Genomic DNA, 18,086 nt, shown 5'->3' with positions numbered 1-18,086 from the left:
AGGTCAATCCTTCACGAAAAGTCTGCGCGGGACGTTGGCGAGGCATTCCGAACCGTTTTCGCCAATGACGATGCTTTCAGTTATTTCAAACCCCCAATCTTCCATCCAAAGGCCGGTCATGAAATGGAAAGTCATGTTCTTTTCAAGCACGGTTCTGTCACCGGACCGCAGCGACATGGTGCGTTCGCCCCAGTCCGGCGGATAGGAAAGGCCGATCGGGTAACCGGTGCGATTGTCCTTTTGAATGCCATATTTTTTCAAAACACCGAAAAACGCGTTGGCAATGTCTTCGCACACATTGCCGGCCCTGGCCGCCTCGAGCCCTGCCTCCATGCCCTCCAGAACGGCTTTTTCGGCGTCCAGGAATGTCTGTGTCGGCCTGCCGAGGAACACCGTGCGCGACAACGGACAGTGATAGCGCTTGTAAACCCCGGCGATTTCAAAGAACGTCCCCTCGCCCGGTTTCATCGGCCGGTCGTCCCAGGTCAGATGCGGCGCGGACGCGTCCTCGCCGGACGGCAGCAGGGGGACAATCGCCGGATAATCGCCGCCGAAACCGAGTTCCTCATCATGGCGCAGACCGGCATCGTAAATGTCCGCGGCGAGATCGCATTTACGGTAACCGGGCTCACATTTTTCGACGATCACCGAATGCATGCGCTCGACGAGCCGCGCCGCTTTTCGCATGTAATCGAGTTCCTGGCACGATTTTACCGCGCGCTGCCAGTTCACCAGACCGGTGGTGTCCGAAAAGGCCGCGTTCGGCAGTTGCTTCTGCAGGGATGCGAAAGCGGCCGCGGAAAACCAGTAATTGTCCATTTCCACGCCGATGCGTTTATCCGGCCAACCACGTTCGATTATCCGGGCGGCCAGAAATTCCATGGGATGGCGTTCAGCCGATTGCACATAGTGGTCCGGATATCCGATGATGTCGGCCTCCTCCAGATAGGAGGTTCGGCCGGCACCCTTCGCATCCTGCCCGCGGCCGAACCAGACGGGGTCGCCGTCGGGACCGACCAGCACACACTGATGGACGTAAAACGACCATGCGTCGTAACCCGTCAACCACGCCATATTGGACGGGTCCGAGACAATAATGACATCCACGCCGGCGGCATCCATCGCCTTTCGGGTCTTCATCAATCGCTGGGCATATTCTTCACGGCTGAATGGCAATGCAGGCGCGGTCATCCGGGTCGCTTTCATAGTTGGTTGCGTAATCTAGTTGATAAAGTCAGTGCCGGCATTCAGCGCCACGGCACGCTGACGGGCGAAGGTGGCAATGGCTGTATCCTGGACGCCCGTTCCCGTCAGATCGGCGATGGTGACGGCCTGGCCGTCAGGGCGCCCCGTCATCCTGCCGGAAACGATCGCGCCGAGCTCTGTGAATTCGGCATCTGTTGCGACCACGCCGGCCTCGATGGCGGCGCGCAATTCGCCAAGCGAGCGGGTTTGCGACAGCCTGTCGGGCACATAAAGATCGGCGCGCGTCAGACAGGCGGGTTCCAGCTCGTTCTTGTTGTGCTGATCGGATCCCATCGCCGTCACATGCTGGCCCGGCCGCAACCATTCGGCCTTGAGCACCGGGGCGGTTGCCGGGGTCGTTGTGACGATCACATCGGCCTCTGCAACTGCAGTGGCAGCGTCAGTGACAGCGGAAACCGGAATATCAAGCCGGTCGCTCATCCGGCGAGCGGTCGCAGCGGCTTTATCCTGGTCGCGCGCCCAGATCGTCGCCCGTTCGATCGGCCGCACGAGGCAAAGGGCCTGCAACTGGAGGCCTGCCTGTGTGCCTGCGCCGATTATGCATGCGGACGATGCGTCGGACCGGGCCAGATGTTTTGCCGCCACCGCGCCCGCGGCCGCCGTCCTGACGTCGGTCAGGTAGCCATTGTCCAGCAACAACGCCTCGACCATTCCGGTCTTTGCGGAAAAGAGGACCATCAATCCGGACGTGCTGGGCAAGCCCAGCTTGGGATTGTCGAAAAAACCGGGTGATATCTTGATCGCGAAACTGTCGAGACCCGGCACATAGGCGGTTTTTACGTCGACCTCGCCATTGTGGGCTTCGATTGCAAGCGACAGGATCGGCGGCATGACGACATCGCCGGTCGCCAGCGCCGCAAACGCCTGTTCGATGCATTCTACCGCCTGGATGTCGAGCGCTACGGCCGCGCGCAGGTCGTTTTCGGCAAGGATCTTTATGTCCGTCATGTCAGGCGACCTCCTTTGTGACATCAATATCTTCGCCGGAGATGATACGGTGATGCTGGTTCATATCGATATTGCCGCCGCTGAGCACGGCCACGACCGGGCCGGAAGCCTCGATCTTACCGGCCAGCAGTGCCGCAACGCCGACGGAACCGGAGCCTTCGACGATCTGGCGCTCCTGCCAGTAGATGTGGCGGATGGCAGCGGCAATCTCGGTTTCACTGACTAGAACAAGGTCATCGACGAGATCGCGTGTCATGGCAAAGGTCAGACGGTTGTCGAGGCCGATACCGCCGCCAAGCGAATCCGCCAGCGTCGGCAGTTCCTCGACCGCTATCGGCCGGCCCGCCTTCTGGCACATATGCATCGCCGCACCGCGCTCCATAGAAATGCCGACGATGCGGGTTTCGGGCCGCTCAGCCTTGATCGCCGCAGCGACGCCGGATATCAGGCCGCCACCGGACAGAGGCACCAAAACAGTTTCCGCATCCGGAACCTGCTCCAGAAGTTCCAATCCAAGGGTTCCCTGGCCGGCGATGACGTCGTGATGATCAAAGGGCGGGATCATGGTCATGCCGGCTTCCATCACCAGCCGGTCGACCTCCTCCTGCGCTGCGTCCTGTGAACGCCCGATGATGCGCACCTCGGCGCCATGTGCCCTTATGCCGTCGATTTTCGTTTGCGGCACCAGTTCCGACATGCAGATGATGCAGCGCACGCCCGCTGCCCGGGCGGCATAGGCAAGGCCCCGGCCGTGATTGCCCGTCGATACGCCGACGACACCCCTGGCCTTTTGTTCTGCGTCGAGCTTTGCCACTGCATTGGTCGCACCGCGCAATTTGAAGCTGCCGGTGACCTGCGTGTGCTCAAGCTTCAAATGCACAGGAAACCCAGCGGTTTCTCCTAGAGACGGAGACGGGTTGACGGGTGTTGAACGTATCGTGCCTGTTATGGCGGCCCGCGCCGCTTCGATCCCGGCGGGCGTGACAAAAGGTTCTTCGCTCACGCAACCTCTCCATTGTTTTGTTGAACAATCGGCAGTTCAAACAGACGACCATAGCCCTGCGGCCTGTGATTGGGCAATCCGGCAAGCCTGGCCATTGCCCATGCGGAGGCCTGGTTGGACGTGACGACGGGTTTGCCGATCCGTTCTTCAATCTGCGATATTCCTCCGACCGCCTGAAGCGCCGTGCAGGAAATGAACAGGGCTTCCGCTTCGCCGGTGTCGGCGGCAAGCGCCGCATCGACAATGGAGGATACCGAAATCCGCGCCATTTCACGGTCGTCCTCAAGCCCGAAGCAATGCATGCGCTCAACTGCAAATCCGTTACGCGAGAAATATGCCGCCATAGGCCGGGCGGTCGCTTCAAGATAGGGCGTGAGCACCGCTATGCGCCGGGCTCCGAGGGAAGTCAGCGCCATGCAGGCGGCCGCCGTCGGTGTGACGACCGGTACGCCGGGACGAGCCCGGTTGATCGCGTCCGCAATCTCCCGGTCGCCGATCATGACGGATGCGGCCGTACAGCTGTAACAGATCGCCCGCAACGGCTCTCCCGGCACCAGAAGGTCGGCGGCCTCGGTCAGGCGTGGCGCCATCTTACGCAGATTTTCCGGTGTCGTCGGATTTTCAAAGGCCACCCGCGTCACGTGGATCGACGTATCCGCCGACGGCAGCATGCGGTACAGGTCCCGCTCGCTTGTCAGATCCGTTGCGAGCGCAATCAGCCCGAAGCGGATGGCGCGGCCGCGATCCTCAAATTCAGGCAATAGTGGAGACAGAGAGACCGGACTTTTATTCATTTACGCTTGTTTCCAACACACTCGAACCGGCGCGGACCGGATCGGAACCGCTACACCACCAGTACAGGGCAATCAGCCAGGCTCGTCACCTTGTGCGAAACGCTGCCCAGCAGAAACCCTTCCCTGTCGCCGATCCCACGGCTGCCGAGGACAATCAGGTCGGCATGGTGGTCTTCGGCGAATTTGACGATTGTTCGTGCCGGCTGCCCGCCCTTCACAAAGGCGCGGACCTTCTGTGCGCCGTCGGCAACCGCCATTTCCTTGGCCTCTTCGGCAACCTGCTTTGCATGATCGCGCATTACGTCATCGAGGATTTCGGGATCGTCAGGACGCACCATCGACATGGACGCCTCAAGCAGGGAATGGTGCCTGAATACGGTGAGGATGAGCAGTTCGCTCTTGCAGGTCACCTGAAGTCCGGCAGCGAGTTTGAGCGCTTTTCTTGAGCCTTCAGATCCGTCCGATGCAACAACAATGTTCTTGAACATGACTACTATCCCTCAGCGGAAGGCCAGATCGCGCAGGAACAGCGCTATCTGCGGAAAGAAGATAAGGGACACGGAAACCAGCAGCAGTATGACCGTGAACGGAAAAATGCCGCGGATGACTTCCACATAGGGCCGCTTGAAGATCGCGATGGCGGTGAAAATGTCACAGCCGAAGGGTGGCGTCGCCGACCCGATCGCCACCTGAAGCGTAATGATGGTTCCGACCAGAACGGGATCGAGCCCGACTGCATTTACGACGGGTGCGAAAATCGGCACCAGGATCAGGATGACAACGATCGGATCGACAAACATGCAGCCGATGAAAAAGGCGACCGATATCACGGCCAGGACCCCTTTCGGCCCCATATCGGCAACGCCCACCGCCGCAAGGATCTGCTGCGGCACCTGGGCGAATGAGATGACCCAGGAAAATGCCGCACCTGCTCCCACGAGGATGAAAACGACCGCCGTGATCAGACCGGTCGATTTCGCGATCAGGTAGATGTCCGCCGGTTGCAGCGAGCGAAATACGACAAATTCGAGGATGATCGCATAGAGCACGCAGGCAGCCGCCGCCTCTGTCGGGCTGAACACGCCACCATAAATCCCGCCGACTATGATCACCGGAAAGCCGAGCGGCCAGACTGCACTGCGCACGGCGCTCAGGCGCTCACCCCAACTGGCCTTCGGTTCTGTCGGAACACCTTTCACGGCTGCATAGACCATGCTGTAGGCTGAAAACAGAACCAGCAGCAACAGGCCGGGTCCGATGCCCGCAATGAACAGCTCGGCGATCGACGTGCTGGAAATGACACCGTAGATAATCATGCCGATGGACGGCGGAATGAGAAATGCGATGTCGGAGGCATTGATGATCAGGGCAAGCACAAAGGAATCCTTGTAGCCGGCCTTGAGCATGCGCGGCCGCAGCGGCGAGCCGACGGCAACAACGGTCGCCTGGGTGGAGCCGGAAACCGCTCCGAAAAGGGTGCAGGCCGCAGCCGTACTGACGGCCAGACCGCCTTTGATATGGCCGACGAACTTCATGACCATATCGATCAGCCGGTTTGCCGAGTGACCGCGGGTCATGATGTCGGCCGCCAGGATGAACATGGGAACCGCGATCAGAGATGCCGGGCGAATGCCGGCCATCATCTGCTGAACCATGAATTCCATCTTGCTGATATCGCCGAACATCATAATGAACCCGACAAAAGTCGCGACGATCAACGGGATCATCATCGGGAAGCCGAGGAGAAGCAGGACGATCATGATGAGGAAAATAGTCAGGGCCATGGTTCCGCCTCCCTACACTTCCAACTCGTCGTCATCGTAGCCCTCAAGCACTTGCGTGGAGAGATAGATGTTGTCTTCGACGAGGTTCTTGATGGCTGTGAGCAGGTACTGCAGTCCGGTCATGAAAAAGCCGACCGGTACCCACAGAAATATCCAGTAGACCGGCACCTGCAAAGCCGGCAGTACACGCCCGGAACTTGCGACCTTGAGTATGTATCCTATCGAGAAGTAACACAGTGCGAACATCGCCATCGCGGTGATCCATGCGATCAGGATCATGAGACCCTTGCGGGCCGGTGGCGGCAGGGCGTCATAGACCGCGGACATGCGGATGTGCCGGCCCTGCCGCGCCGCATAGCTGATGCCTGCAAAGGTGATCAGGATAATCAGGATCCGGTTCAGTTCCTCGGAAAAAAACAGGCTGTACTGCAGGACGAACCGGCCGATGACGTTGGCGACGGTGTTTAACGCCATCAACAGCACGCCGACCGCCAGCAACACGGATTCCAGGCGGCTGACCGCAGAATCGATGGCGCCCAAAACGCCGGGCAACGACGATGCGTGAGGGTTACTGCCCTTGGTGTCGTCCACAATGTCCTCCCAACTTTTATTGTCAGGCGCTCCGGAGGCCGCTCACAGGCGCAGCCTCCGGTTTGCCGCATACCGCCTGACGGTCGCGGTCAGTTTTTGGTGGTTTCAAGATCCGCCTTCATCTGCTCAAGAATTGCCTTGCCGCTGTCGCCGGTCATCTCGATGAACTTGGCTTCAACTTCCTTGGCGGCGTCCTTGAAGCAGCTACGCTGCTCGTCGGTCAGCACGGTCACCGTCATTTCAGGTTTGGCTTCCTTGATCTTCTGCAGTTCCTGGTCGGCCAACCCTTTTTGATAGTCGACAATGTAGTCGTAGGCCGCGGATGCCGCATTCTGGACGACTTTTTTGTCGGCATCACCGAGCCCGTCATAGAAGTCCTTGTTGGCCATCACCGCTGTGGTGAAATTGTTGTGCCCGGCATAGGTGATGTGATCGGTCACCTCGTAGATCTTGGTCGAATAGAGGAAGAAGGTCGGGTTTTCCTGCCCCTGGATGATGTTGGTCTGAAGACCGCCATAGACCTCGCCCCACGGCAGCGGCGTCGGCGTGGCACCAAAGGCCTTGTAGGATTCGACCAGCAGCGGGTTGGTCATGACGCGGAACTTGACCTCGTTGAGGTCCTCGCATCCGGTAACCGGCGATTTGGTGGTCATTGCCACCTCGCCTTCGGGGAACATGACAAGCAATTCCAGGCCCTTGTCGGCGTAAAGACCCATGAAGTCTTCGTTGATTGCTTTGCTCTGCTTGTAGAACCGCGCCAGATGATCCTGGTCCGTCGGCAACAGGTAAGGCACAAAGAAGACCTGCGCCTCCGGGATCAGAGCACCGGTGAATCCCGGCGACTGGTCGACAAACTGCAGAATTCCGGCCTGCGCCTGCTCCATGATGTCGGCGGATTCGCCAAGGGTGCCATAGGGGAAGAGCTGTACCGTGTGGTCGGAGTTCTTCTCGATCTCCTCCTTGAATTTCTGCGCATATACACCTTGCACTTCCGTCAATGATTCTTCGAAAGCGTATTTCCAGTTTTCAGCCTGGGCGGTAACAACACCTGCGGCCAGTACGGCGGCAGCCGCGACGCTGCTTAAAATTGTCCGGATGTTCGGTTTCATTCGAGAATTCTCCTCTCTTGACATTTTGTTGTCCGCCGACGGCGCCTTTCGGACGGCGCAACCGGCTCTTGAGGTTTGCCGGAAAGATCCCAATGTCAGACCTGTCTGTTGCGACTGACGAGGCATCCCTCTCTCCTCATATTGTTATGATTTTCGAAAACTGAAACAATGACAATCGAGAGTCAATGCAAATATAATATCATGACAATTTAACTGAGCGTGCGCCGACATCCGGACGGCTTCCTGCGGATTTGCGGCTCAGGTGGGTAAAGCAGTTGTTGTCAGCGGACCGGGCGCCCGCTCAGTATGTGAGCAGGACGGGCTCCGGCTGGCTACGCACGAGACGGGAGATTGTCGACAGTCCCCTTTCCAGGGCCTGGACACTTTCAGCGCCGATACAGATCCGCACCCCTTTGCTGGGAACGGTATCGGACAGCACGAAGGATGACCCGGGTGCGATGGCGACACCGTTGAGCTTCGTGTGTGCGTCAAACGCATCTTCGGTCCACTCGTCGGGCAAGGGCAGCCAGATGTGCATTCCGTTTTCACTGCTGTTGAAGGGAATGCCGGCAAGCACCCGTTTCGCCAGTCGGTTCCGCTCACCGAGAGCCTTCATCTGCCACTGCAGCAGGCGCTCGGCAGTGCCGTCGGCTATCCACCGGGTGCTGATTTCGGCCATCAGCGCGGTCGCCATCCAGTTGGTGACGAGATGCCGGTTCGCGGTAGCCGCTTCGAAGGTTTCCGGCACGACAAGGAACCCGAACCTCATGCCGGGCATGATGCATTTTGTCATGCTCGTAAAATAGAAGGTCCGCTCCGGAGCCATGGCCGCAATCGGCCGGTGCCGGCTCGCCTGAAGCGGGCCCCAGGCATCGTTTTCAATGATGAGGACATCGTGCTTGCGCGCGATGGAAATCAGCTCCGAGCGCCTGTCTTCTGGCATGTTGGTAGCGGTCGGATTGAGGCCGGACGGCATGACATAGAGCGCCTTCACGGCTTCCCGCTCGCATATCTGGGCAAACGCCGACGGAACAATGCCCTCCTCGTCAATCGTCAGGCCGCGGATGCGCAGGCCAAGATATCTGGTCAGGGGTTTTAACGTGTGATGGCCCAGTTCTTCGGTCACAACGAGATCGCCCGGATTGGCGGCGGTCATCAGGGCAATGGTCATTGCCGAGGTGTTACCGTTCGTCAGCAGCAGGCTCTGCGACTGGGGCTCCAGCCCGCATCGTCGCAGCCAGTCCCACGAGGTCTCGGAATATCTTCGAAGCGCTCCCGACGGTCTGAACGAGGAGATGACCGAGGCCGGAATGTCGACGCTGAGTTTCGCCAGGGCCTCACGCATCGCATCGGCATGCACCGCTTCAAAAACCGGTTTCAGCATCGAGCAATCGATGATCTCGCCCTGTCTGCTGTCGGGAAGGAACGGTGTCTTGGTGTCGTTGCGCCCGGATCTGACGAATGTCCCGCGGCCGACTTCGCCGGTAATGATGCCGCGCCGAATCAGCTCGTCATAGGCGCGGCTGACGGTCTGTACACTCAATCCCAGATCGTAGGCCAGGTTGCGGTGGGTCGGCAACCGGTCGCCACCGCGCAACTCGCCGGCATCGACGGCACGGATCACCGCCTCGGCTAGCGAGCGATAGGCGGGACGCTGCAGATCCTCAGGACGAGGCGGCCAATTTGTCATGAAACATTGATGGCGTTTTTCGTGACAATTGACAAGTTATATCTGCTGCCCCATTGATGCTATTCATGACCATGATCAAACTGGATGACCGCGATATCAAGATGCTGGCCATTCTGTCCCGCGAAGGCAGGATGTCCAAAGCGGCGTTGGCCGAGAAGGTCAATCTTTCAGCAACGCCCTGTTGGGAACGGCTGAAGCGCCTTGAAAAGGCCGGCGTGATCTCAGGGTACAGCGCAGAGATAGAACTCCGGCTTATTGCGCCGCATGTTTCGGTGTTTGTCATGGCTGAGCTTGAAAACCATCGCGCCTCGACCTTCCAGGCCTTTGAAAAGGCGATATTACGCCACGATGAAATCACAGCGTGCTGGGCACTGGGGGGCGGATTCGACTACTTGCTTCACGTGGTGACCCGCGACATCGACAGCTATCAAAACCTGATCGATGAAATGCTCGCATGCGGGACCGGGCTTTCGCGCTACTTCACCTATATCGTGACCAAGCCGGTGAAAGCTTCCGCAACGCCGCCATTTTCCGCCTTGCTCTCCGAGCGAACGGCGAAGGACTGACCGCCAACCGGCTCAAATGAAGAGGAATCATCTGCGAAGCATGCGCGCTTAGCGCGTTTCGTCTGGTCTGGCCGGGCTACGCTCAGGCATCTCATCAAATATCGAGCGATGCCATGTCCCTAGCTATATCCACGCCCAAAACGACCTGTTGGGGCCTGTCCGACCCATCCCTGCTGCGCAGTCTTGCCTATGTCGGCGGATGCTGGACCGCCGGCACCGGCGGCATAACATCTGCGGTCACCAATCCGGCCGATGACGGTCATCTCGGCGAGGTTGCCAGCCTGTCGGGCACGGACAGCGCCGCGGCCGTTGACCGCGCGCAGGCCGCATTTCCCGAATGGTCCTTGCTGCTGCCACAGCATCGCTCATCGATGCTGCGGCGGTGGTTCGAACTGATAATCGAGCATCGGGAAGACCTGGCGAGGATCATGACGCTCGAGCAGGGAAAGCCGATTTCCGAGGCGCGCGGTGAAATCGACTATGGCGCGTCCTTCGTCGAATTCTACGCTGAAGAAGCAAAGCGCCCGAATATCGAAAGCGTCACCTCTCACCTGCCCGATGCTGAGGTTGAAGTGTGGCGCGAGCCGGTCGGCGTCGCGGCTCTCATCACGCCGTGGAATTTTCCTTCGGCGATGCTGACACGCAAGGCTGCCGCTGCGCTTGCCGCCGGCTGCACGGTCGTTGCCCACCCTTCCGCCGAGACACCCTTTTCCGCACTGGCACTCGCCGAACTGGCGGAACGCGCAGGTTTTCCCGCCGGCGTGTTCAACGTCGTGACCGGCAGTGCGCCGGCCGTCGTCGAGCCGTGGATGTCAGACCCGCGGGTCCGCGCGGTCTCGTTCACCGGCTCGACCGATATCGGCAAACTGCTCTATTCGCAGGCCGCAAGCACGGTGAAACGCCTGGTTCTCGAATTGGGCGGACACGCACCGTTCATCCTTTTTTCCGACGCTGATCTAGACCTGGCGGTCAGCGAAGCGGTCAAGGCGAAGTTTGCCACATCCGGCCAGGACTGCCTTGGAGCCAACCGTTATTTTGCGGAGCGTCCTGTCTACGAGGCGTTCTGCAGCCGTTTTGCCGACGAAGCCGCACGATTGACCGTCGGCCCGGGGCTTGACGATCCGGATATCGGTCCGCTGATGAACGAAAAGGCAGTGGCCAAGCAGGAAGAACATATTGCCGACGCCGTTGCCAGGGGTGCACGGGTTCTCACGGGAGGCAAGCGCCACGAGAGCGGCAGATTGTTCTTCCAGCCAACGGTTCTGTGCGATGTCCCGCACGATGCGCTGATCTTGCACGAGGAGACTTTCGGTCCGGTCGCAGCTGTCACTCCGTTCGACAGCGAGGAAGAGGTCTTGCGACGGGCAAACGATACCGAATTCGGGCTGGTGGCCTATCTGCACACGCAGGACCCTCGGCGGATTTTCCGCGCAAGCAGGACGCTGCAATTCGGGATGGTTGCCGTCAACCGTACCAAGGTGACCGGGGCCCCGATACCCTTTGGCGGCATGAAACAATCCGGCCTGGAACGTGAAGGATCCCGCCTGGGGCTGGAAGCCTTTACCGAGGTCAAGTATGTGTGCCGCGACTGGGCTTAGGCCCGTCGCCACGTGTGAATTTCACTGCTTTCAGGCTTTAATTGCCTGCAAATCCCCGTCAAACCATTTTCGTTGAAATGCGTCGCGCTTTAACGGTCCCCTTTCCATTGGCGTCTTCAATAAAACCATAGGAAATCCGGATACATCCTCCAACAATTGCTATTTGTTGAATGCATTCATTCTCCCTAGGCTCGATCAGGATCCGTGCAGCAGGCACGTTTGATCCAAATCGGCGTTGCTTTGCCATGATGGCGCCAACGCATTGATTCATAGGAGCAACTGCTTCTGGCAGCGTGGCGATGAAGGGAGGAAAACATGTATATGACAACCAGCCTGATCAGAAGCGGTGTGTCGAAACTTGGACGTTTCGCAGCAATAGCCGCCGGTATATTCGTTGGACTGGGCACTTTGCCGCTCTCTGCTGAGGAGATTGTCGGCAGATTGGGCTATCACTGGAGCCCTACGCACCACTCAGCTGTTCATGCCCAGATGTTTGCCGACGAGGTGAACCGGCGTGCCAAGGGACGGCTGCGCATCGATACATTTCCTTCAGGACAGCTTTTCGGCATCCGTGAAATCCTCGGGGCCGTCACGTCAGGCGCGGTCGAGCTTGGCGGCATTGTCGGCATCGTCAGCTTTCCGCCGATCAACAAGAACTACAATGTCATCGCCTATCCGGGTGCTTTCGCATCCTACGATCAGCAACGCGCTTTTTTTCTTGAATCGGAAGCCGGACGAAAAATCTGGGACGACATAACATCCAAATCCAATACCACGCTTGTCATGTTCGATCCGGTAGGACCGGTGATGACATTCAGTGCCGCACGGGAACTGACGGGCGTCGCTGCAATGAAGGGATTGAAAGCGCGCGCGCTGATCAAGAGCGAACGTCCCATGTGGGAGGCTTTCGGTGCCAATACGGTGTCGCTGCCGACGCGTGAGGTCTATACCGCTCTGCAGACCGGTATGATCGATACGATCAACAGCCCGCCCGGCAGCATCAAGGCCTATAGCTGGTGGGAATACCTCAAATACGCGCAGCTCCCCTATCAGTATTTCGCCGACGCCTACATCATGGCGAACTCGGACTGGTTCAACAATCTTCCCGAAGACCTGCAAAAGATCATTATGGATGTCGGCGCCGAGATTGGCGGCAAATCGACCGCCACGATCATGCAGACCGGGGAAGACACGCTTTCCGAATTCAAGGAGCGTGGCGGAACCGTCACCATGCTGGATGGTGATGCCAAGGCCGAGTTCGATGCGCTGATGACCGAACAGGTCATGCCGGGAATGGCTGATCTTGTGGAATCATCTACGCTGCAGGCCGCCCAGGAATTCTCGTCTAATTGACGACCTGCCCAGAAATCGCCCGTCACGGCGGGAGCTTTTTCAGCTTCCGCGGCGGCGGGCCCGTTGGAATGTGAGCAAGATGAAAACGATCTTGAAGGCTTTGCGCATCCTGAATGAGGGCCTCACCAGGCTTGCGATGACGGTGGGACTCACGATTGTGGGGATCATGGTTGTTGCACTCACGGCAAGCGCGGCAACGCGTTTTGTTTCGGGGCAAGGCTACGACTGGCTGATAGAGCTGCCGCCGGCGCTGGTGCCCTGGCTGGTCTTTCCCTTGCTCGGACCGCTGCTTCGCTCGGGGCAGCACATTCAGGTCGATCTTTTGCCCGCACTTATCGGACCCGACGCAAAACGTGTTTTGATGCTCGTTTGCTACGCAATCGCCTTTGGCGCTTCGATCATCTTTTTGATCGCAGGCGGCGAAGCCGTGGCGTTGTTTCGGCGTCTGGGCCAGTTGATGGAACTGGAAATCGAGGTACCCATCTGGTGGATGTATCTGGCATTTCCCGTCGGGTTCACAATGCTCGCTTCATTCTCGCTTGAGCTGTTTCTCGAAACGGCGAACGAGATTGTCGGGCAGAGGGATGCGGAGAAATCTCTGACATGAACCTTATCGCGATTGTTCTATCGGCTCTTCTTCTGCTCCTTTCCGTTCCGGTTTTTCTGGTCTTCGGACTCGGCAGTTCCGTGGCGGCGATCTGGGGGCTGAATCTACCGTGGTCGACCCTGATACAGGTGGCATTCGGTTCAATGACCAAACACGTGCTGATCGCCGTTCCGCTGTTCATTTTCACCGGCATGGTCATGCTGCGCGGCGGCGCGGCGTCAAGGCTCGTTTCCTTTGCAACCGTGCTTGTCGGCCACTGGCCCGGCGGTCTCGGCATTGCAATGGTCATTGCCATGGGTTTTTTCGCCGCTTTCTGCGGCTCCATCCTCGCTGCGATCACCGCGGTCGGCACGATCATGATGCCAAAGATGATCGAGCAGGGATATCCCAGGCCCTTTGTCATCGTGCTTGCGGCCTCGGCAGCTCTGCTGGAAGCGCTGATCCCGCCCTCGAACGCCGCCATCCTCTTCAGCGCCCTGACCAATGTGCCCGTTTCGAAGACATTTGCGGCGGGCGTGGTGCCGGGTTTTGTCCTGCTCTTGATGATGATTGCGGTCGTCGTATGGAAATGCCGGGAGATCCGCAACCCGGTTGCCGCCACCGGGCGCGAAAAACTTTCCGCCGCGTGGGCCGCCATACCGGGCCTGTTTACACCGGTCATAATACTCGGCGGCATCTATGCGGGTCTCCTGACACCTTCCGAATCCGCTGCTGTTGCTGGTGTGTGGGCCATTCTGGTGGGCTTTTTCGTCTATCGTGAACTGACGCCCTCGGCACTTCTTGATTGTCTGAAGCAAACGGCACAGGTCACCGCGGTCATATTTGCGATCATCGCCATGGCGACCTTCTTAAGCGTTGTGCTGACCTATTCGCAGGCGCCGCAGAAGATCATTGCCTATTTCACCGATATGGGCGGCACCGAGATGATGTTCTGGTTCGCGGTTGCCGCAATCTGCCTGATTTTAGGGACATTCATCGAGATCGTGCCGGTCTTCTATCTGACGGTTCCGATCTTTGCCGCGATCGCACTGTCGCTGAAACTCGACATCCTGCATCTTTATGTGGTTTTCGTCGCGTTTGCCGGGATCGGGATGATCACGCCGCCGGTTTGCGTCGGCGTCTATACGGCCGCCGGGGTGGTCAAGGCAAGTCCCGAAAAGGCCTTCCGGGAGATACCGCTCTTTGTCCTCGTCGGGATCGTTTACGGCGTCCTCATGGCGCTGGTTCCTGCCGCGTCGACCTGGTTGCCGGGTGTTTTGAACTAGGAGCCGCCCGAATGCCTCAACCACCCGATCTGTTCATTGCTTCAACCACCGGAAAACATTTGGATTTCATAGCAAATCCGAATGAGTGCCCGACAACATTCGATTGGCGGGCTGAATTCGGTCCGGCATATCCTGCAACGAGCAAATGCCCGACCATTTCGAGGGGGAAGTAAGATAGCACCTTCAGGCGACAAGACAACGAAACAGAGCCGCCGCATCTTCACGGCGGAGGACGCGCGGATGCTTGCCCGCCGCAGGCTGCCCAGGCTTGTATTCGACTTTGTCGACGGTGCCGCAGGCCGCGAAATCGCTGCCGCGAAGAATATTTCAGCCTTTGACGAAATCGAACTGCAGCCCCGCGTTATGCAGGACGTTTCCAGCCGTAATCTGCGAACGACGTTTCTCGGCTCGGAGTATGACTGTCCAGTGGGCATCGCGCCGATGGGCATGTGCGACCTGATCTGGCACGGCGCAGACCGGATGCTGGCGCGTGCGTCAAACAGGTTCAACGCGCCGCTGTGCCTGTCTTCGGCCGCATCCTGCCTGATCGAGGACATGCTTAGCTGGACGGAAGGCAGGGCCTGGTTCCAGCTCTATGTCGGCCAATCCATGGACCACACACTCGACATGGTCGAGCGGGCAAAAACAGCCGGATATGAAACGCTGGTCCTGACTGTCGATGTTCCCCAGGTATCGCGGCGTGTGCGCGATCTCAGGAACGGCTTTGAAATGCCGTTCCGGATTGGACCGCGGCAGTTTCTGGACTTTGCCGCCCATCCGAAATGGTCGCTGACAACCCTTGTCAACGGCGCGCCATCAGCAAAGAATTTTCCGACGGACCGCGGCAACAGCGGTTTTGACAGGGGTGCAAGCCGGGCCGGTGCCGACTGGGCTTTTCTCAACCGCCTGCGCGACCTTTGGCCCGGCAGGCTTGTCATCAAGGGAGTGACATCCGTGGCGGATGCGAAACGGATCCAGAGCTGCGGTGCAGACGCGATTTATGTTTCCAACCATGGCGGCCGCCAGCTCGACAGTGCGCCTGCAGCCATCAAACTCCTGCCCGCAATCCGTACAGCACTCGGACCGGACTATCCGCTGATTTTCGACAGCGGCATTCGCAGCGGCGAAGATGTCGTCAAGGCGCTTGCCTTCGGCGCCGACTTCGTCATGCTCGGCCGTCCCCTGTTGTTCGCGATTGGCGCTGAGGGAGAACGCGGCCTCAATTCGCTGTTCAGCATATTTACCGAGGAAATCAGCCTGACGCTGGCCCAGCTTGGTTTGACGCGGCCCGGCGAAATCAGCCGGGACGTGTTGATCAACCCGCCGGCATCGCTGACCGAAAAGAGCACCCAACTTCACATCACCAAGTCCATCAAGAGAGCCTGAGGAAGACGCAGCCCGACATGACCAGTACAAACAGAATTCGCGGCGGTGCGCTGCTTGCCCGGGCCCTCAAGGAAAAAGGCGTGGACCACGTCTTCACCCTTGCCGGCGGGTTCTGCAACCCGGCGCTTGAAGGCTTTATGGAATGTCAGATGCCGGTGATAAACAGCCCGCACGAACAGGTTGCCGGCCATCTGGCTGACGGGCATGCGCGCATCACCCGAAAACCCGCCGTCTGCCTTGTCGGGCCGGAAGGATTTGCCAATGCCGTTCCGGCCATGCTGGAAGCCTGGGGCGAACGGTCTCCCGTCATATTCGTCACCGGGTCGTCAACCCTCAAGCGACAGGGATCGGGCGGTTTCAAGGAGATTGACGACGTGGCAATCGCCGCTCCGCTGACGAAATATTCCATCCAGATCACCGACGGAGAGCGGATCGGCGAATTTGTCGATCGCGCCTGGACGGCGGCAACGACGGGCTATCCCGGGCCGGTACACTTGAGCCTGCCCGTGGACATCATGTTCTCCTCATTTGAGGAGAATGCGGGACGTGAGGAACGCCCGTTTGTGCGAAATGATCGCAGCCCTCCACGTGCCTGGCCAGACCCTGAGGCGCTTGAAGATGTTCTGAATCTCATCGGCTCCGCCAAACACCCGGTCATCATCGGAGGACACGGCGTCTGGTGGTCACGGAACGAAGACAAACTGCAGGCGGTCGGTGAAACGCTGAACATTCCGATATTCAATGTACCCTATCACCAGAAGCTGCTGGGCGAGGATTGCGGGGCCTATATGGGGCTCGCCGATTTTCACCAGTATCAGCCCTCGAAATTTGCCATTCACAAGGCCGATGTCGTGGTGATGATCGGCGGACGTCTCGACAATCAGATGAATTTCGGCAACCCGCCGTTTTTTCCCGAAACAACCAAGCTGATATGCGTCAACGGCAGCCATGAGGAGCTGGAGTATAATCGCGCCGCGGATGCGGTGCTGCTCAGTGATCCGGGAGCATTCCTCGACGCACTGATGGAAATTGAAGCCAGCGGCAATTGGGCTCTTTCAAATGACTGGTTTGAGGCAAACCGGCAAAAACGTGGCGAATGGGTCGAAAAAACACTGGCCGATCTCGCCGTAGAAACGGAGGCCGACGCCGCAAAGAACGGCAAAATGCATCCCCTTCAACTGTCGCTGGATGTGCAGGAGGAAATGGGCGATGAGGACTGGCTGGTCTTCGATGGCGGCAATACGCATTTCTGGTCGGAGATCGCGGTCAATCTTGCCGGCTGGCAGGGCAGAAAGCTGGGCGGCATCATGCATCCCGGCAATTACAGCCTGCTTGGCGTCGGTGTATCATTTGCACTGGCCGCAAAGAACACGCATCCAGACCGGAACGTTGTCCTGATATCCGGGGACGGCGCGTTCCTGTCGGGCGGTCTTTCCATAGAAGCGGCGTTTCAGGAAGGCCTGCCCATTACGGTCGTCATCGACAACAATGGCGGGCTCGACTGCATTTCGCAGCAACAGGAACGCCTGTTTGCGAACGGCAAGCACTTCGCCACTGATTTTCGGGACATTCCGTTCCACACCATGTTCGAGGGGCTTGGCGGGCATGGAGAACTGGTCACCAACCGCTCGGAACTGGTCCCGGCCCTGCGCCGCGCCATGAACAGCGGCAAAACGGCCTGCGTGAACGTAAAATGCCGTGGTGTCATCAGTCCGATCGTGGCGGCAACCTCAGACAAGCGCGACAAGGCATCGATCGAATGACGGCAACCATCTCAACGCATGTCCTCAACGGTGTCGACGGATCCCACTGCGGTGGCATCGAAGTCACTTTGTCCAGGCTGAACAGCGACGGATCGCGTGAAACATGGTTCACGCAATCAACAGGGGCGGACGGACGGCTCGTGCGGGAAATCGAATTAAGCTGGGCCGATCCCCAAACCGTTTACGAAATGACGTTCAGGACAGGTCCATACTGGGCCGAACGCGAGCTGCCGCGCGATGGTCCCCAGCTGGTTTCCGAAATCGTCATTCGGGTGCAGATGCAGGACCCGGACAAGCGGTATCATATTCCCATCATCATCTCGCCTAACAGCTATTCCGTCTGGTGGTCGAGTTAATCAAGAG

17 protein-coding genes are annotated in these 18,086 nt (G+C 58.7%); 8 read left to right on the top strand and 9 right to left on the bottom strand.

The genetic code is table 11. The features are described from left to right. Positions 1-3: 3 nt before the first annotated feature. The 9 genes from doeA to ABVT35_RS04135 all read right to left on the bottom strand — a co-directional run bounded on the left by doeA (position 4) and on the right by ABVT35_RS04135 (position 9,185). On the bottom strand, positions 4-1,191 hold the full coding sequence (gene doeA / locus ABVT35_RS04175; protein ID WP_368465019.1) for an ectoine hydrolase DoeA: 1,188 nt from the start codon (positions 1,189-1,191) through the stop codon (positions 4-6). Positions 1,192-1,221: 30 nt separating this feature from the next. Then, positions 1,222-2,214 carry a cyclodeaminase gene (locus ABVT35_RS04170; RefSeq protein WP_368465018.1) on the bottom strand — a complete coding sequence of 331 codons (993 nt, stop codon included), beginning with the start codon at positions 2,212-2,214 and terminating at the stop codon, positions 1,222-1,224. A gap of 1 nt (position 2,215) precedes the next feature. Continuing rightward, a complete protein-coding gene (gene eutB / locus ABVT35_RS04165) occupies positions 2,216-3,217 on the bottom strand; it encodes a hydroxyectoine utilization dehydratase EutB (RefSeq protein WP_368465017.1) in 1,002 nt (333 codons plus the stop codon). Then, on the bottom strand, positions 3,214-4,011 hold the full coding sequence (eutA, locus tag ABVT35_RS04160) for an ectoine utilization protein EutA (protein WP_368465016.1): 798 nt from the start codon (positions 4,009-4,011) through the stop codon (positions 3,214-3,216). Before eutA ends, eutB begins: the two co-directional genes overlap by 4 nt. 50 nt (positions 4,012-4,061) lie before the next feature. Beyond that, positions 4,062-4,499 (bottom strand): universal stress protein, encoded by a 438-nt coding sequence (locus ABVT35_RS04155; RefSeq protein ID WP_368465015.1) that lies wholly within the window; start codon positions 4,497-4,499, stop codon positions 4,062-4,064. A 12-nt stretch (positions 4,500-4,511) separates the two neighbouring features. Further along, on the bottom strand, positions 4,512-5,795 hold the full coding sequence (locus ABVT35_RS04150; protein ID WP_368465014.1) for a TRAP transporter large permease: 1,284 nt from the start codon (positions 5,793-5,795) through the stop codon (positions 4,512-4,514). A 12-nt stretch (positions 5,796-5,807) separates the two neighbouring features. Continuing rightward, positions 5,808-6,386, bottom strand: coding sequence for a TRAP transporter small permease (locus ABVT35_RS04145; protein ID WP_368465013.1), 579 nt, complete (start codon positions 6,384-6,386; stop codon positions 5,808-5,810). A gap of 89 nt (positions 6,387-6,475) precedes the next feature. Continuing rightward, positions 6,476-7,495, bottom strand: a complete 1,020-nt coding sequence (dctP, locus tag ABVT35_RS04140) for a TRAP transporter substrate-binding protein DctP (RefSeq protein WP_368465012.1) — start codon at positions 7,493-7,495, stop codon at positions 6,476-6,478. A 301-nt stretch (positions 7,496-7,796) separates the two neighbouring features. Next, complete coding sequence (locus ABVT35_RS04135) at positions 7,797-9,185, bottom strand: PLP-dependent aminotransferase family protein (protein WP_368465011.1); 1,389 nt, start codon at positions 9,183-9,185, stop codon at positions 7,797-7,799. 65 nt (positions 9,186-9,250) lie between these two features. On the opposite strand from ABVT35_RS04135, the gene ABVT35_RS04130 reads away from it, so the two are divergent. The 8 genes from ABVT35_RS04130 (at position 9,251) to ABVT35_RS04095 (ending at position 18,079) form a co-directional block, all read left to right on the top strand. Beyond that, entirely contained in the window at positions 9,251-9,751 is a 501-nt protein-coding gene (locus ABVT35_RS04130) for an Lrp/AsnC family transcriptional regulator (protein WP_368465010.1), read from the top strand. Positions 9,752-9,864: 113 nt separating this feature from the next. Next, positions 9,865-11,349 carry an NAD-dependent succinate-semialdehyde dehydrogenase gene (locus ABVT35_RS04125; RefSeq protein WP_368465009.1) on the top strand — a complete coding sequence of 495 codons (1,485 nt, stop codon included), beginning with the start codon at positions 9,865-9,867 and terminating at the stop codon, positions 11,347-11,349. Positions 11,350-11,664: 315 nt separating this feature from the next. Further along, positions 11,665-12,702, top strand: coding sequence for a TRAP transporter substrate-binding protein (locus tag ABVT35_RS04120; protein ID WP_368465008.1), 1,038 nt, complete (start codon positions 11,665-11,667; stop codon positions 12,700-12,702). A gap of 79 nt (positions 12,703-12,781) precedes the next feature. Beyond that, on the top strand, positions 12,782-13,309 hold the full coding sequence (locus ABVT35_RS04115; RefSeq protein ID WP_368465007.1) for a TRAP transporter small permease: 528 nt from the start codon (positions 12,782-12,784) through the stop codon (positions 13,307-13,309). Continuing rightward, on the top strand, positions 13,306-14,574 hold the full coding sequence (locus ABVT35_RS04110) for a TRAP transporter large permease (protein ID WP_368465006.1): 1,269 nt from the start codon (positions 13,306-13,308) through the stop codon (positions 14,572-14,574). The genes ABVT35_RS04115 and ABVT35_RS04110 overlap by 4 nt, the downstream gene beginning before the upstream one ends. Positions 14,575-14,655: 81 nt before the next feature. Then, positions 14,656-15,960, top strand: a complete 1,305-nt coding sequence (locus ABVT35_RS04105; protein ID WP_368465005.1) for an alpha-hydroxy acid oxidase — start codon at positions 14,656-14,658, stop codon at positions 15,958-15,960. A gap of 17 nt (positions 15,961-15,977) precedes the next feature. Next, positions 15,978-17,723 carry a thiamine pyrophosphate-binding protein gene (locus tag ABVT35_RS04100; RefSeq protein WP_368465004.1) on the top strand — a complete coding sequence of 582 codons (1,746 nt, stop codon included), beginning with the start codon at positions 15,978-15,980 and terminating at the stop codon, positions 17,721-17,723. Further along, positions 17,720-18,079, top strand: coding sequence for a hydroxyisourate hydrolase (locus ABVT35_RS04095; protein WP_368465003.1), 360 nt, complete (start codon positions 17,720-17,722; stop codon positions 18,077-18,079). Before ABVT35_RS04100 ends, ABVT35_RS04095 begins: the two co-directional genes overlap by 4 nt. The last annotated feature ends 7 nt before the right edge of the window (positions 18,080-18,086 follow it).

The sequence above is a fragment of the Hoeflea sp. TYP-13 genome (genome assembly GCF_040932035.1).
Classification (GTDB): Bacteria; Pseudomonadota; Alphaproteobacteria; order Rhizobiales; family Rhizobiaceae; genus Hoeflea_A.
The sequence above is the reverse complement of the archived record's forward strand: the minus strand, read 5'-3'. Positions and strand labels throughout refer to the sequence as shown.